Source organism: Aquabacterium sp. CECT 9606 (assembly GCF_918741295.1).
Classification (GTDB): domain Bacteria; phylum Pseudomonadota; class Gammaproteobacteria; order Burkholderiales; family Burkholderiaceae_C; genus Aquabacterium.
On the sequence record NZ_CAKKNB010000003.1, the window covers coordinates 686660 to 701836 of the forward strand.

The window sequence follows — 15177 nt, forward strand, 5'->3', positions numbered from 1 at the left end:
GCCCCGGCGTATACCTCTGCACGAACAAATCATGCATTCAGCCTCACACACACCGACTCTGCGTCACTTGAACAAGGTCCCCATGGTGACGGCCATTTTCTGGCTCATCAAGATGATGTCCACCACCGTTGGGGAAACGGCAGCCGATTTCCTCTCAACCGACCTGAGCTTCGGGCTGGAAGGTACCGCAACGGTCACCGGCGCCTTGCTCGCAGCGGCCCTGTTTGCCCAAATCCGTGCGCCGCGCCACATCCCGTGGCTGTACTGGGTCTCGGTGGCCTTGTTCAGCGTATTTGGCACCCTGGTCACAGACATCATGACCGACACACTGGGCATCCCCCTGTCCGCATCCACACTCGGGTTCGGGCTGGCTTTGCTGTGCACCTTTGCCATCTGGTATCGACAGGAACGCACGCTGTCCATCCATGCCATCGACAGCGTCAAACGCGAACTCTTTTACTGGGCAGCCATCTTCGTGACCTTCGCCATGGGCACGGCATCAGGCGACTGGCTTGCCGAAGGTTTGAGCCTCGGCTATCGGAATGCCACATTGCTGTTCGCAGCAGCCATTGCCGTCACGGCACTGGCCAGGTGGGTGCTCAAGGCCAATGCCATCGCCTGCTTTTGGGTGGCCTATGTCCTGACCAGGCCCTTGGGTGCCGCCTGTGGTGACCTCCTTTCACAACCCCTGGCCAATGGTGGACTGGGGCTGGGCACGGTCACCACCAGCGTCGTCTTTGCCATCGCCATCACCGGCGCCATCGCCTACCTCTCGATGAGGTCACAACAGCCCAATGGGCAGGCCTGAAGACATCACACACGCCGCGCTCAGCGTTCGAGCATCAGGCCGATGCGCACCACTGCCCCCGACCCAACATCGTCACGCCATGAACAAAGTTGCCCAAGTTACCCTTTCCTTCTGGATCATGAAGATCTGCGCCACCACGCTGGGTGAGACAGCCGGTGATCTGCTCTCGATGACATTGCATGTCGGCTACGCCATCAGCTCGGTCTTGCTCATGGCCTGCTTTCTCGTCTCCCTGCTGTTCCAGATCAAGACGGACAGGTTTCACCCCCTGCTGTACTGGACGGTGATCCTGACCACCAGCACGGCGGGCACAACCATGTCGGACTTCATGGACCGCTCGCTGGGCTTGGGCTATGCGAAGGGCTCCCTACTGCTGATGTCAGGCTTGGTCCTGATATTGACCGCCTGGCGCCTGATTGAAAAATCATTGGCGGTTGACAACATCCAAACCAAACGCGCCGAGTTGCTTTACTGGGCGGCCATCCTGGTGTCCAACACCCTGGGCACGGCGCTGGGCGACTTCCTCGCCGATGACTCGGGCCTGGGCTTCATGGGTGGAGCGCTGTTGATAGGCGGCTTGATCTCTGCCGTGGCCGCAGCGAACCATTTCACGAAGGTGAACAAGGTTGCGCTTTTCTGGATCGCCTTCGTGCTGACACGTCCATTCGGCGCGACCTTCGGCGACCTCTTGACCAAACCTCTGGACAAGGGGGGACTGAATTTTGGAACCGTTGGCTCGTCCCTGGTGCTGGCCGCCTTGCTGGGTGCCTGCTTTGCGATCTCTCATGGCCACATCGGCAAGTGGCGCGCTCGCCGACTTTGAGCCCCATGCCCCGCGGCCCCACTTTCAACCGGGCCCGACATGCACTGGCCAGGACATTGCGCCTCATTCAACTGTTCTCAAACGGCTCCAGCGTGAGCGATCTCGACATACAAACATGGCAGTACCACACCCACACCGCACCCCATTTGCGTTCAGAAATTCCTTGGTCGCATTGACGTTGGCTCAATCGGCGCTTGGGTACGCCGCTGACGGCCAGACCACCACCTTGATCACAGCCATCAAGCTGGCAGAGGCCCGAGAAGCTGGCACCGCTTCCAGAGCTGAATTGTCGTGTGCTGAACAGCCGTGCGTGTATGACATCGCCATCGAAAGGAGCGATCACACCGTCGTTCAAGTGCGCATCCCAGTCAACAGCAAAATGCTCCTTGCTGAGTCAGCGCCAGGAACTGAAAAGCTTGGCGCCCCCGCACCGGCACCCTCAGCCATCACCCCAGCAGATACCGGGTTCACCAACCGAAAGGTTGAGCTCAAATTGGGGGCCGGCCAAATTGCAGGCATGGGCAATGCCATCCTTCACCCGGTCTTGACGCTGGGCATGGGGGGAGACTTCCACCTGAGAGATTTCCCACAGGTGGACACAGACTTCAATGCGTCGCTCATCGTGGGGAAAACAGAATCAACCCAAAACACAAGCAGGCCGGGGCTGCAGGAGATCCGAGGGAGCGCTCACTCCATCTACAACTTTTACAACGATCGCGGCATCTCGAAGGCCGGCGTGGGCTTGTACGTTGATTTTGCCCAGGCGCTGCGTCATCATCGCGGTATGTGCCACAGGACACCAGCAGCATCTACGCCGCTGAAGAAAACGAGTCCATCCAGCATCAACTCGACATGGGACTTGACTTTCGAATTTCCATCCACAACGACAGGGTGGCATCCAATCTGCACAATGTCATCTTCTTGTCCGGAAACCGAGTCGGTCCCAATTTGTTGACCTATCAACCTTTGTTGGGGTTCATGTGGAGCAACAAATTCCACTTCATTGGCAGTGAAACGGAGCCTGGTTTGAGCTTCCTGACAGACTTGAACTTCTACTTCGCGAAGAAGAACGGCGTCAAAGTATTCAACTCTCACGATGGCTTGGGCGGAACCAAGCGCGAGATCTACCTGAGCTATGGACTTCAATACACCACGGAATCCAAAACGGCCTACACGATCCGAACCTACGGATTCAACAACTTGAACCGTGGGGCAAGCACAATGGCGCCGTCTGGGTTCAAGGATGGACTGTCCATCGGCATCGTCAAACCTTTTTGATAGCAGCGCACGCCATGCCATCCCATCACGCCATCGATCCCCAACCCGTGGATTCTGCAAGTCTCGATCTACAAACATCAGCGAAGCGGCGACATCCTCTGGCTGAGCCATCGTGCATCGCTGCTATCAACTGGAAGGCCTGAATATGCGCGTGCTGCTGGTCGAGGACGATCCGATGATCGGGCAAGCCGTGGCGTTGGCGCTCAAGGACGCAGCCTACGCGGTGGATTGGGTTCGTGACGGCGTGACCGCAATGAGCACCATCAGCACCCAGAGCTACGACCTGATGCTGCTGGACCTGGGCTTGCCCCGCAAGGATGGCATCGAAGTCCTCAAGCACACCCGCCTCAACGGATTGGGCTTGCCTGTGCTGATCTTGACTGCCCGCGATGCGGTCAGTGACCGCGTGCAAGGCCTTGACGCTGGCGCTGACGACTACCTGGTCAAACCTTTTGAGATCAGCGAATTGCTGGCACGCATGCGGGCCTTGGGTCGCCGGCAAGCCGGTGCAGCGAGCACCGTGCTCACCAACGGCACCTTGTCATTGGACTTGTCAACGCGCGTGGCCGTGTACGCGCAAAACGAGGCCCGATTGAGTGCACGTGAATTCGCACTGCTGCAAGCACTGATCATGCGACCGGGCGCCATTTTGTCCCGCAGCGAACTGGAGGATCGCATCTACGGCTGGAACGAAGAAGTCGAGAGCAATGCAGCTGAGGTGCTGATTCATGGCATCAGGAAGAAGCTTGGCGCGGCCGTGATCAAAAACATCAGAGGCCTGGGTTGGATGGTCGACAAATGCCAATGAACCCATCCCTGCAGGGCCGTCTGGCTCGATACATCACGATCCTGGTGACCCTGGGTGGCCTGGCGGCCGCCAGCATGGCCTATGTTCAGTCATACGGGGATGCCCATGAGTTGCAGGACGCCCAACTCCAGCAAGTGGCCTATCTGGTGGCCCGCAATGCCCCACCCTCTGGTCCCGTGGCTACTCCCAATGAACCTGTGGTTGATCCAGAAGACCAAACCATTGTTGAAGTGTCCGGGCCATTTACAAAAGCGGTCGACCTGAAGGCATCGAATTCCCACGGGCTCAGCACCATCTTCTTCGATGGCAATGAATGGCGCGCGGCATTGCAGGTGCTGCCCGATGGCCGCAAGGTGGTCGCCAGACAACTCACGGAGGTGAGGGACGAAATTGCCAGGCACAGCGCACTGCAAACCTTGTTGCCATTGCTGACGTTGATCCCCGTGCTGATTGGTCTGCTGACCATCGTGATCCGACGCACGCTTGCGCCTGTTCGCCAGATGGGGGAGATGCTGGACCAAGCGGATTCGCTCAACCCCATCAAGCTGCCTGTCCAGGGGGTACCCGTCGAAATCCTGCCATTTGTGGCGTCTGTCAACGCCATGATGCAACGCTTGAGAGAAACGCAACAGCAGCAGCGGCGTTTCATCGCCGATGCGGCACACGAGTTGCGCACGCCGATTGCGGCCTTGTCCATCCAGGCGGAGAACCTGTCAACCATCATCGCGCAGGGCGAGGCAAACGAGCGGATGCAGGCCCTCCAGAGTGGACTCAAGCGGACCAAAGGCTTGTTGGAGCAACTGCTGTCACTGTCCAGGATTCAAGATCAGGTTGACGCCCCTCCAGTTCAACCTTGTGATGTGATGGCAGTCGTGCGCGAAGTGGTCGCTGATTTGCTCCCACTGACGATCGCAAAAAACATCGATATCGGGTTGACACAAGCTCAGCCTTGCCAGGTCTTGTGCAGCCCTTTCGAGATGCGGACCTTGCTGACCAACGTGCTATCCAACGCCATTCGACACGTGGCAGATGGTGGTCAGATCGACATCGCCGTGACGTCCAGCAACGGCCACATGGCCTTGCTTGTTGACGACAACGGCGCGGGCGTACCGCGCGACGATTTGCCCCATGTATTCGCCCCCTTCTACAGGGCCGCAGACAGTGACCAAGAAGGAACTGGGTTGGGCTTGGCCATCGTCAAGGCCATTGCTGACCGCATGGGAGGCACGGTCGATCTGGGGCCAGGGCCTTTGGGGGTCAGCGGATGTCGATTCACGCTTTGCTGCAGGCTGGCACGCATTGAGGCCTAACGACGGTGGATATGCCCCAGCATGAAGGCCTGGGCTTCAGCTGCAAACAATGCGCCGGTGGTGAACTCGTGGTTGACTCCGCCATGGGCACACCATGCTCGCTCAAGCAGCCAAAGACAGCGCCATGCGACACACCGGTGGACGGCACCCCCAAGGCCTGATCCCCTCGGTGCCTTTCGGCAAACCCAGCCAGCATGTGACCAGGTGTTCACCTACGGCCTCCGCTGCAGCCCCCGCACCCACCATGGCCGCCACAGCAGCCTTGTTCACAGTCGGCACGCAACTGAACAGGGCCATGAGCCCAGCGGGAAGCCCATCAAAGCGCCACCCTGAAACCTGCCAACCGCCATTCGGCATGAGTGCCGCCTGCCCGATCCGGTATGCCACATGAACGGGATAGTGCCCGCCCAGCGACTTGAAAACCGACAAGGTGCCAGGCGGTTCATGCGAGTACGTGCCTTTTGCAGCATCAGCACCGGACAATGGTCGGCCAGGCGCCTCACGTCTCGTCGATGTGGGCGACCTCCATCAAACACTTGTTCAGGTAGAACGGGGTGCGTTGGCGATCCAGGAAGCCGGAGATGCGGCCACCTCGCAGAAAGCCGATGGTTTCGAACCGCTGGATCGCCCCGTTCATGGCGTAGAAGCTGGTGGTTGGCAACTCAAACGCACTGATAGACCGGATGCACGGGATGAAGAACAGGGCACGCCCGGTCAGGTTGCAGCGCCGCTACTGATAGTCGATGCAGGCTTCAGCATCGCAGATGCCACCATTTTTTTCGCGCAGTACCGTCTTGCGGCCCCCGAAGATGCGGCTCGAGCGCCGCCCGGTGCTGTCCATGGGCACCGGCGCGTGGAAAATGCAATGCCGCACGCGACCATCGGCGGAATACAGCGACCAGTAGCGCTTGTCCTGGGCGCCCCAGGCAGCCAGTTCATACGGCATCACGGTCTGCCATTGGTCAGCCGGAAAGACAATGGGGAAGCGATAGAGGTGATGTCCGTCACCCCGGTCTTCGCCGTAGGCCTGCAGGATCTGCCGAGCAATCTCGTCGCTGGGAAAGTCCTGCGCCCGCACCGTGAACCACGGCACGTTGCAGGGAATCAAGGGCGTCTTGAGCTGCGGCAAAGCGCCCACGATGGCTCGCTCGATCTGGTCGAAAGAGTCGCCCGCCTCCGCACCCTGGTCGTAGATCCCCTGGGCCTGCGGTTGCTCGGCCGCTTTGCGGGCGAGGACCTTGATTCCGGCGCGGATTTTGCCGCCGATGGGGATTAGGGCGGGGCCCTGGCCGAGCAAGGTCGGCATGCCTTGGACAGCGACGATGGATTCGGAATGTTGCGCTCCTTCATGAACAGTCGATGCTTCATGCTCTCGCGCCTCGCCACGTCGTCAACCCGCCTTCGCGCGCCCCGGTCGCCCGAGCCACTTGCATGCCTTCATCCTGGTCAAGGATCAAACGCCTGCATTTATTGACCGAAGTGCTGTGGGGCCTCCCTGCAGATCGCCAACCAAAGGAATACGATGGATAAAAGGGGTTTCGGACCGCCCATCCAAGAGCCGACTTGACTGCCCTGTAACGCGATCTGAATTCACACGCAATTTCACTTCATCGGAGAAATCGATCATGGCCCAGGCAAACCGTTCGAGCTTGTCGGGATCGCCCCGGACTTCCAGAAGACCATCACGTTTGGTTTGGCTGATCCCGATGCTTTGGGGACCGCTGACTTGCATGGCGTCGGAGACTTCGGTAGATGGTGAAGTGGTCCCGCCCACCGAACCGGCCGACATTGCCGCCGTGGTCGACCTGATCAAGTCGTCAGTCCAGGCGGATTTCGACCAGACCGGCCATGCCGTCAGGGACGCGCACCGCAAGGCGCATGGCTGTGTTCAAGCCACCTTCACCGTGCTGGACACCCTTCCCCCAAAACTCTCTCAGGGCCTGTTTGCCACCCCGCGCAGCTACCCGGCGGTGGTTCGTTTCTCCAACGGATCGGGCCAGAGCCAGGACGATCGCACCGGTGACGCACGGGGCATGGCCGTCAAGTTGATGGGGGTGCCCGGCAAGAAGCTTCTGGAAGACGAAGCATCGGCCCAGACCCAGGATTTCATCATGATCAACCATCCCGTCTTCTTCGTGCGCAACGCCTCGGACTATGTCGGTTTCCAACGGGCGATCGATGGCGGCACGCTGCGCTCGGTAGGATGGTTCATCGGGCACCTGTTCCACGAAACCAGGATCGCCCTGGCGATTCGAAACAAGGAGGTGAGCAACCCGCTCAATGCCCGTTACTGGAGCATGACCCCTTCCAAACTGGGCACCGAGCAGATGAAGTTCTCCGCCATGCCCTGCGTGGGCAGCACGTTCGTGGAAGCATCCGCCTCACGAGATCGGCTGAGAGACAACGTCCAGGGCCAACTGGCCTCCAAGGCGGCCTGCTTCGATTTCATGGTTCAAACCCGGGACCGCCCGGGCGAGATGCCCATCGAGGACCCCACGGTCGAATGGGATGAGAAGTCGGCACCCTTCACCAAGGTCGCCCGGATCGACATCACGCCGCAAACGGCAGAACAAGGTGAAGCCTGCGAGGTGCGTTCCTTCAGCCCATGGCATGCCGTCGAGGCGCACCGGCCGCTGGGAGGCATCTCGCGCGTTCGCAAGAATGTCTACCAAACCATCTCTACCCTGCGCCATCGGCTCAATGGACAACCACGGGTCGAGCCGGGCGCAAAGGTGGAGTGACGCGAACCGGGCTTCAAATGTTCAATGGGTGTGGTGCTTGGAATGATCATGTCCGGGCATCGCATCACTGCCATGGTCCGACAACTGTGCATCGAACCACCTGTGCAGGGCCACCACCAGTTTCGCATCCTTGGTCGCGTAAGTGACCTGCGCGCCCGCAGGCACATCGGCGTACTGGATCGCGATGTCGGACCGACCAGCCTTTTGAAGGTCGGCCAGTCCGGGCATGTCCGCCCCATGAATGTGAGACGGCCCGGAGAAGTCGCCTTTGGCGAACTGGTCCGCGATGTCCTTGAGGTGTTCCCGCGTCAACCTCACCTGCACTGTGTCGTCGGGATTCTTGGCGATCACTTTTTGCACGCCGCCCGTCTCCGTTTTGGTGAAAACATGGGTCGTGGCCTTCAAGCTGAAGGGCATCACGTCGGCGCCGCGCTCGGCGACGACCTCTTGCCGTGTGGGGATCTGCGCGACAGCGGCCCCCATGGCCGCCGTCCACAGCGCCACGCCCATTGAGATGATGCCGAGTTGTTTCATGTGTTCCTGCCTTGTGTGAATGGCTGATCCCGCCGCCGAGTTCTGGCTCCGTATGACATGCCGTTCGCAGCGAAGTTCCGCTTCTGGCGTGTTCCGCACCCGCTTTCGTTGACAAGGAGGCACGCCCACCACTAAAGTTACAAACGGTATGATGGCTCGCAGCTGTCTGCCCCTCAATGCCCCACTCGACCACACGCCCATGACCCGCGACTTCAAACAAATGATCTGCCGACTGATGGTCGGGATCATGCTGTTCGCGCAAATGAGCATCGCGGCCTACGCCTGCCCCGGTGCCTCGGCCCAGGGCGCCGCGCAGGCCAGCGCCATGCAAGGCATGGTCAACTGCGAACAGATGTCAGGCTACCCTGACAAGACCTTCGCCAACCTCTGTGCCGAGCATTGCCACCAGGGTCAGCAGAGCGACCACACGCAGTTGCCCAGCTTGCCCGCCGTGCTGCTGGTCAGCCTGTACCAGGTCGACCAGACAGCTGGCGCTTCAGAGCCCTCATGGCGGGCGCTGACGACGGGCCTGCGCCCCGACCCGGCGCCTCCGCCCCTGTCGATACTCCACTGCTGCTTCCGAATTTGATCTTCCAAACGACGCGGCGTTGAGGACCTTACTGGTCACTCGGACGCCACGGTCGCGCTGCCGCGTGCCTGAACCCTGTTCGCACGCCCGTCAGCAGGCGCGCCTTTGCGCTTCGATTTGGAGACCTCATGTTCACCGATTTTTTGCCCCTAGCCCTGCGGGGCGCGATCCTTCTGCTGGCAGGCAGCGCCTGGGCCTTCAACGCCCACGCCGAGCCTCCTTTGGACTTCGGCCAGGCGCTTGCCCTGTCGCAAGCTCGGTCCCGCCAGTTGGTCGCACAGGACCATGCGGTTGCCGCGGCCCGGGACATGGCCGTTGCAGCAGGCCAGCGGCCCGATCCCACCTTGACGCTGGGCATCAACAACCTGCCCATCGATGGGCCCGAACGCTTCAGCGTGACGCGCGACTTCATGACCATGCGGTCGGTGGGCGTCATGCAGGAGTTCACCCGCGAGGACAAACGTCTGGCACGGTCCAGGCGTTTTGAGCGGGAAGCCCAGGCCAGCGAGGCCAGCCGTGCCTTGGCCCTGTCCCAACTTCAACGCGACACCGCCTTGGCCTGGCTGGACCGGTATTTCCAGGAGCGCATGCTGGCCTTGGTCAAGGCGCAGCGCGATGAAGTTCGACTTCAGATCGAGGCTGCCGAGGCCGCCTACCGAGGTGGACGAGGATCGCAAGCCGATGTGTTCTCCGCACGCGCTGAGCTCGCCCAAATCGATGACCGCATCGTCCAAACCACACGCGAGGTGGCCATCGCCAAGACCGCACTGGCCCGGTGGACAGGTGGAGCCTCAGACACGCCACTGGGCGATGCGCCCGACACAGACCACATTCACCTGCACCAGGCTGAACTGGAAACCGAACTCGCCGCTCACCCCGACATCACCGTCATGGTCAAGCAGGAAGAAATGGCCCAGGCCGATGCAGACGTGGCGCGGGCCAACAAACAAGCCGATTGGAGCGTCGAGTTGATGCTCAGCCAACGTGGTCCGGGCTATTCGAACATGGCCTCGTTCAACGTCTCGGTCCCCTTGCAATGGGATCAGAGGAACCGCCAGGACCACGAGTTGGCCGCCAAGCTGGCCACGGTAGAGCAGATGCGAGCCCAACGCGAAGAAGCGACGCGGGAACACCTCGCTCAGGTCACGGCCATGCTGCAAAGCTGGCAAAGCGGCCGTGATCGACTGAGCCGCTACGACAGCAACCTGATCCCGCTGGCGGCCGAGCGCACGCGCGCCACCTTGTCTGCATACCGAGGCGGCAGTGGCACGCTGGCCTCCGTGCTGGAGGCTCGCCGCATGGAGCTGGACGCCCGGATGGACCGGCTGCGACTCGACATGGAAACCGCCCGCATCTGGGCCCAGCTCAACTACCTGATTCCGGCAGAGCACGACGTGGCCGCGCCCCGTCCTTGATCGCCGCGATGGAGACCCACATGAAATTCAAAACACTGGTGATCGCCCTGATCGCCGCCTCCACGCTGAGCGCAGCCGCTTACGGCCTGTATGCCCTGGGCATTAAAAACGGCATGGGCATGAGCGCGGCCTCTGCGCAGCACCCAGCCCAGCCCTCCACCGAGACCAATGCCACGCAAGCCCTGCCACAAAGCATTGCCGAAGGCGAGGACGCGACCCGGCGACACATCGCCAACGGCATCAAGGCTGGCGACACGGACCCGGCCACCGGCAAGAAGGTCTTGTACTACCACGACCCCATGGTGCCGGGCAACAAGTTCGACAAGCCCGCCAAGTCGCCCTTCATGGACATGATGCTGGTGCCGGTCTATGCAGACAGCGACGGCGACCAGGGCAAGGTCATCGTCAGCTCTCGCATCCAGCAGAACCTGGGCTTGCGCACCGCAGAGGTCACCGAAGGCGTGTTGTCACCCCAGGTCTCGGCCGGGGGCAGCATCGCCTACAACGAACGCGACCAGGTCGTGGTGCAAGCGCGGGCCACCGGCTATGTCGAGCGACTGTACGTGCGTGCCACGCTGGATCCGGTCAAACAGGGGCAGCCCCTGGCCGATCTCTATGTGCCCGACTGGGTGGCCGCGCAAGAAGAGTTCCTGTCCGTGCGCGGTATGCAGGGCGCCGACATGGGCAGCCTGGTCGATGGCGCCCGCCAGCGCATGCGCCAGGTCGGCATGAGCGACGAGCAGATCAAAGGCGTTGAGCGAACGGGCAAGACCCAAGCGCGGATCACCCTGGTGGCACCGATCAGCGGTGTGGTCAGCGAACTAATGGCGCGCGAGGGCATGTCCATGATGCCTGGGGGCACTTTGCTGCGCATCAACGGCGTGTCCACGGTCTGGGCCAATGCCGAAGTGCCGGAGAGCCAGGTGGCACAACTGCGCCCTGGCACCAAGGTCCAGGCCCGCAGCCCGGCTGTGCCCGGGACCACTTTTGAGGGCACGGTGCAGGCCCTGGTACCCGAGGTCAACCCTGGCACGCGCACCCTCAAGGCACGCGTGCAGTTGAGCAACCCTGGCGCCCATCTGGTGCCCGGCATGAGCGTGACCATGCAGTTCATGGACATGCGCGCCGAGAAGGCCTTGTTGATCCCCACCGAGGCTGTGATCCAGACCGGCAAACGCACGGTGGTGATGCTGGCCGAGGACAAGGGGAGATTCCGTGCGGTCGAGGTCCAGACCGGCATCGAGAGCAATGGTCAAACAGAGGTCAAGCGTGGCCTGGATGCGGGCCAGCGTGTGGTGGTGTCCTCACAGTTCCTGATCGACTCGGAAGCCAGCCTCAAGGGCGTGGAAGCGCGCTTGAACAATGCACCGGTGCCCACAGTGGCCAACACCGCGCCGCGGCATCAGGGGGAAGGCAAGGTCGAGGCCATCGGCCGCGATGCCATCACGCTGTCGCATGGTCCGATTGCCTCGCTCAAGTGGGGTGCCATGACGATGGACTTCAAGGTGCCGCTCAAAGGCGGCTTGCCTCGCAACCTGGAAGCGGGCGACCGGGTGACCTTCGAGTTCTACATGGACGCCGATGGCATGCCTCAGTTGACCAGCCTGTCGCCCATGGCGCCTGAGCCATCAACCGCATCCAAAGCCAACAACACGGGCAAAGCGGGGAGCCAACCATGATCGCCCGACTGATCAGGTGGTCCATCACCAACCGCTTCCTCGTGCTGCTGGCCACGCTGATGCTCAGCGCCTGGGGTGTGTATTCGGTGTTGAGAACGCCATTGGATGCCCTGCCTGATCTGTCAGATGTGCAAGTCATCATCCGCACCACCTACCCGGGTCAAGCACCACGCATCGTTGAGAACCAGGTGACTTATCCGCTGACCACGACGATGTTGTCCGTACCGGGCGCCAAGACGGTGCGGGGCTACTCGTTCTTTGGCGACTCCTTCGTCTATGTGCTCTTTGAAGATGGCACCGATCTGTACTGGGCCCGCTCACGCGTGTTGGAGTATCTCAATCAGGTGCAGTCTCGCCTGCCCGCCAGCGCCAAGGCCTCGCTCGGGCCGGACGCCACTGGTGTGGGCTGGATCTACCAGTACGCGTTGGTGGACCATGGCGGCACGCAGGACGCGGGCCAGTTGCGTGCCTTGCAGGACTGGTTTCTCAAGTACGAATTGAAGACTGTGCCCAATGTGGCCGAGGTCGCATCAGTCGGCGGCATGGTGCGCCAGTACCAGGTCGTGCTCGACCCGGACAAGCTCGCCGCCTACAACATCCCGCACACCAAGGTCGTCGAGGCCATCCAGAAAGCAAACCAGGAAGCGGGCGGCTCGGTGCTGGAATTGGGCGAGGCCGAGTACATGGTGCGTGCCTCGGGTTATTTGCAATCGCTGGATGATTTTCGGCAAGTGCCTTTGACGACCACGGATGCAGGCGTGTCGGTGCGCCTGGGTGATGTGGCCCGCATCCAGATCGGGCCTGAGATGCGCCGGGGCATCGGCGAGTTGGATGGCGAAGGTGAAGCCGCGGGCGGCGTCATAGTGATGCGCTCAGGCAAGAACGCGCTGGAGACGATTGCGGCGGTGAAGGCCAAGCTCAAGACGCTGCAAGCCAGCCTGCCCAAGGGTGTGGAGATCGTACCGGTCTACGACCGCTCCAGCCTGATCGAGCGTGCGGTAGACAACCTCTCGCACAAGCTGCTCGAAGAGTTCGCTGTGGTGGCCGTGGTGTGCTTCGTCTTTTTATTCCACCTGCGCTCAGCTTTGGTGGCGATCATCTCGCTGCCACTGGGCATTTTGGCCGCCTTCATCGTCATGCACTACCAGGGAGTGAACGCCAACATCATGTCGCTGGGCGGCATTGCCATAGCCATCGGCGCGATGGTGGATGCGGCCGTGGTGATGATCGAGAACGCACACAAGCACCTGGAGCATTGGGCGCATGCGCATCCCGATCAAACCCTGGAAGGCGCCGAGCGTTGGAAAGTCATTGGCGATTCGGCCGCCGAGGTCGGGCCCGCCTTGTTCTTCTCGCTGCTGATCATCACCTTGTCCTTTGTGCCTGTGTTCACGTTGGAGGCGCAAGAGGGGCGCCTGTTCTCGCCCCTGGCTTTCACCAAGACCTACGCCATGGCGGCCGCCGCAGGCTTGTCCATCACATTGATCCCCGTGCTGATGGGCTACCTGATACGTGGGCGTATCCCCAGTGAGCAGAGCAATCCGCTCAATCGCTTTCTGATCGCACTCTACCGACCACTTCTGAACGCCGTCTTGCGCAGCCCCAAGCTCACACTGGTCGTGGCCGCCGTGCTGCTGGTGCTCAGCTTGTGGCCCTTGCAGCACATCGGTGGCGAGTTCATGCCACGGCTGGATGAAGGTGATCTGCTCTACATGCCCTCGGCCTTGCCGGGCTTGTCCGCTGGCAAGGCAGGCGAGTTGCTTCAACAGACCGACCGCTTGATCAAGACCGTACCCGAAGTGGCCAGCGTGTATGGCAAGGCAGGCCGTGCCGAAACCGCGACCGACCCCGCCCCCATGGAGATGTTCGAGACCACCATCCAGTTCAAGCCCAAGGACCAATGGCGCCCTGGCATAACGCAAGACAAGCTGATTGATGAGCTGGACCGCATCGTCAAGGTGCCGGGCCTGGCCAACATCTGGGTGCCGCCGATCCGCAACCGCATCGACATGCTGGCCACCGGCATCAAGAGCCCGGTGGGCGTCAAGGTGGCGGGCACCGACCTGGCCACCATCGACCGACTCACGGGCGAGATCGAGCGTGCGCTCAAGGACGTACCGGGCGTCAGCAGCGCCCTGGCCGAACGCCTGACGGGTGGGCGCTATGTGGATGTCAACATCCGTCGCGATGCGGCAGCACGATTTGGCATGAACATCGCCGACGTGCAGTCCGTCATCAGTTCGGCCGTGGGCGGCGAGAACATCGGCGAGACGGTGGAAGGCCTGCAGCGCTTCCCCATCAATCTGCGCTATCCGAGGGAAACGCGCGATTCGTTGGAGAAGCTGCGCACCCTGCCCATCGTCAACGAACGTGGCCAGCGACTGGTCTTGTCCGATGTGGCCGACATCCGCATCACCGATGGCCCGCCCATGCTGCGCAGCGAGAACGCCCGCCTGTCGGGCTGGGTCTATGTGGACATCCGGGGGCGTGATCTGCGCTCAGCCGTGCAGGACATGCAAAAGGCTGTGGCAGCCAAGGTCAAACTGCCGCCCGGCTACTCCGTCTCCTGGTCAGGCCAGTTCGAGTTTCTGGAGCGGGCCACGGCCAAGCTCAAGATCGTGGTGCCCTTCACCTTGCTGATCATCTTCGTGCTGCTGTACCTGACCTTCGGGGCCTTCGACGAGGCGGCGCTCATCATGGCCACCCTGCCCTTTGCCCTGGTCGGCGGCATTTGGCTGCTCTACCTGCTGGGCTACAACCTGTCGGTGGCCGGAGCCGTGGGCTTCATCGCCTTGGCGGGCGTGTCCGCCGAGTTCGGCGTGATCATGCTGCTGTACCTCAAGAGCGCCTGGAACGAGCGCATTGAACGCGGCGAGGTGACGACCGAGGACCTGCTGGATGCCGTCCGCGAAGGGGCCGTCCTGCGCGTGCGGCCCAAGGCCATGACCGTGGCGGTGATCCTGGCTGGCCTGTTCCCGATCATGTGGGGAACGGGTACGGGCTCAGAGGTCATGCAGCGCATCGCCGCGCCCATGGTGGGCGGCATGATCACGGCGCCCTTGCTGTCCATGTTCGTGATACCGGCCGTTTACCTGCTGATGAGACGTCGGCGAAAACCCTCCACCCTAAGACCTCCAAGCGAATGACGAGCTTCGGGCTGCCCAGTCGGTATCCCATGGTGAAAGCAATGTC

General features: G+C 61.5%; 13 protein-coding genes and 1 pseudogene. 11 read left to right on the plus strand and 3 right to left on the minus strand.

The window, feature by feature from the left end; translation table 11 throughout:
• The first annotated feature begins 31 nt into the window (after positions 1-31).
• The 6 genes from LQ232_RS15785 (at position 32) to LQ232_RS15810 (ending at position 5027) form a co-directional block, all read left to right on the plus strand.
• The gene (locus LQ232_RS15785; RefSeq protein ID WP_230181314.1) at positions 32-808 is read left to right on the plus strand and encodes a hypothetical protein; all 777 of its coding nucleotides are present in this window, start codon (positions 32-34) and stop codon (positions 806-808) included.
• 79 nt (positions 809-887) lie between these two features.
• On the plus strand, positions 888-1631 hold the full coding sequence (locus LQ232_RS15790) for a hypothetical protein (RefSeq protein ID WP_230181315.1): 744 nt from the start codon (positions 888-890) through the stop codon (positions 1629-1631).
• Between the two features lie 115 nt (positions 1632-1746).
• Positions 1747-2586, plus strand: a complete 840-nt coding sequence (locus LQ232_RS15795) for a hypothetical protein (RefSeq protein ID WP_230181316.1) — start codon at positions 1747-1749, stop codon at positions 2584-2586.
• A gap of 71 nt (positions 2587-2657) precedes the next feature.
• Complete coding sequence (locus LQ232_RS15800; RefSeq protein WP_230181317.1) at positions 2658-2909, plus strand: hypothetical protein; 252 nt, start codon at positions 2658-2660, stop codon at positions 2907-2909.
• 145 nt (positions 2910-3054) lie between these two features.
• Complete coding sequence (locus tag LQ232_RS15805) at positions 3055-3717, plus strand: response regulator (RefSeq protein WP_230181612.1); 663 nt, start codon at positions 3055-3057, stop codon at positions 3715-3717.
• On the plus strand, positions 3714-5027 hold the full coding sequence (locus tag LQ232_RS15810; protein WP_230181322.1) for a HAMP domain-containing sensor histidine kinase: 1314 nt from the start codon (positions 3714-3716) through the stop codon (positions 5025-5027). The genes LQ232_RS15805 and LQ232_RS15810 overlap by 4 nt, the downstream gene beginning before the upstream one ends.
• A gap of 499 nt (positions 5028-5526) precedes the next feature.
• On the opposite strand, the pseudogene LQ232_RS15815 reads toward LQ232_RS15810, so the two are convergent.
• Positions 5527-6333, minus strand: a pseudogene (locus LQ232_RS15815) (hypothetical protein).
• A gap of 147 nt (positions 6334-6480) precedes the next feature.
• Entirely contained in the window at positions 6481-6759 is a 279-nt protein-coding gene (locus LQ232_RS15820; RefSeq protein ID WP_230181324.1) for a hypothetical protein, read from the minus strand.
• Here LQ232_RS15820 and LQ232_RS15825 point away from each other — a divergent pair.
• Positions 6758-7768 (plus strand): catalase family protein, encoded by a 1011-nt coding sequence (locus tag LQ232_RS15825; protein WP_230181326.1) that lies wholly within the window; start codon positions 6758-6760, stop codon positions 7766-7768. The two genes, LQ232_RS15820 and LQ232_RS15825, sit on opposite strands and share 2 nt — an antisense overlap.
• A gap of 21 nt (positions 7769-7789) precedes the next feature.
• Here LQ232_RS15825 and LQ232_RS15830 read toward each other — a convergent pair whose 3' ends face one another.
• On the minus strand, positions 7790-8302 hold the full coding sequence (locus LQ232_RS15830) for an aspartate carbamoyltransferase (RefSeq protein WP_230181327.1): 513 nt from the start codon (positions 8300-8302) through the stop codon (positions 7790-7792).
• A gap of 199 nt (positions 8303-8501) precedes the next feature.
• On the opposite strand from LQ232_RS15830, the gene LQ232_RS15835 reads away from it, so the two are divergent.
• The 4 genes from LQ232_RS15835 to LQ232_RS15850 all read left to right on the plus strand — a co-directional run bounded on the left by LQ232_RS15835 (position 8502) and on the right by LQ232_RS15850 (position 15131).
• Entirely contained in the window at positions 8502-8891 is a 390-nt protein-coding gene (locus LQ232_RS15835) for a hypothetical protein (RefSeq protein WP_230181328.1), read from the plus strand.
• 128 nt (positions 8892-9019) lie between these two features.
• Positions 9020-10306 (plus strand): TolC family protein, encoded by a 1287-nt coding sequence (locus LQ232_RS15840; RefSeq protein WP_230181331.1) that lies wholly within the window; start codon positions 9020-9022, stop codon positions 10304-10306.
• A gap of 20 nt (positions 10307-10326) precedes the next feature.
• Complete coding sequence (locus LQ232_RS15845) at positions 10327-11985, plus strand: efflux RND transporter periplasmic adaptor subunit (protein ID WP_230181332.1); 1659 nt, start codon at positions 10327-10329, stop codon at positions 11983-11985.
• Positions 11982-15131 (plus strand): efflux RND transporter permease subunit, encoded by a 3150-nt coding sequence (locus LQ232_RS15850; protein WP_230181333.1) that lies wholly within the window; start codon positions 11982-11984, stop codon positions 15129-15131. Before LQ232_RS15845 ends, LQ232_RS15850 begins: the two co-directional genes overlap by 4 nt.
• Positions 15132-15177: the final 46 nt, after the last annotated feature.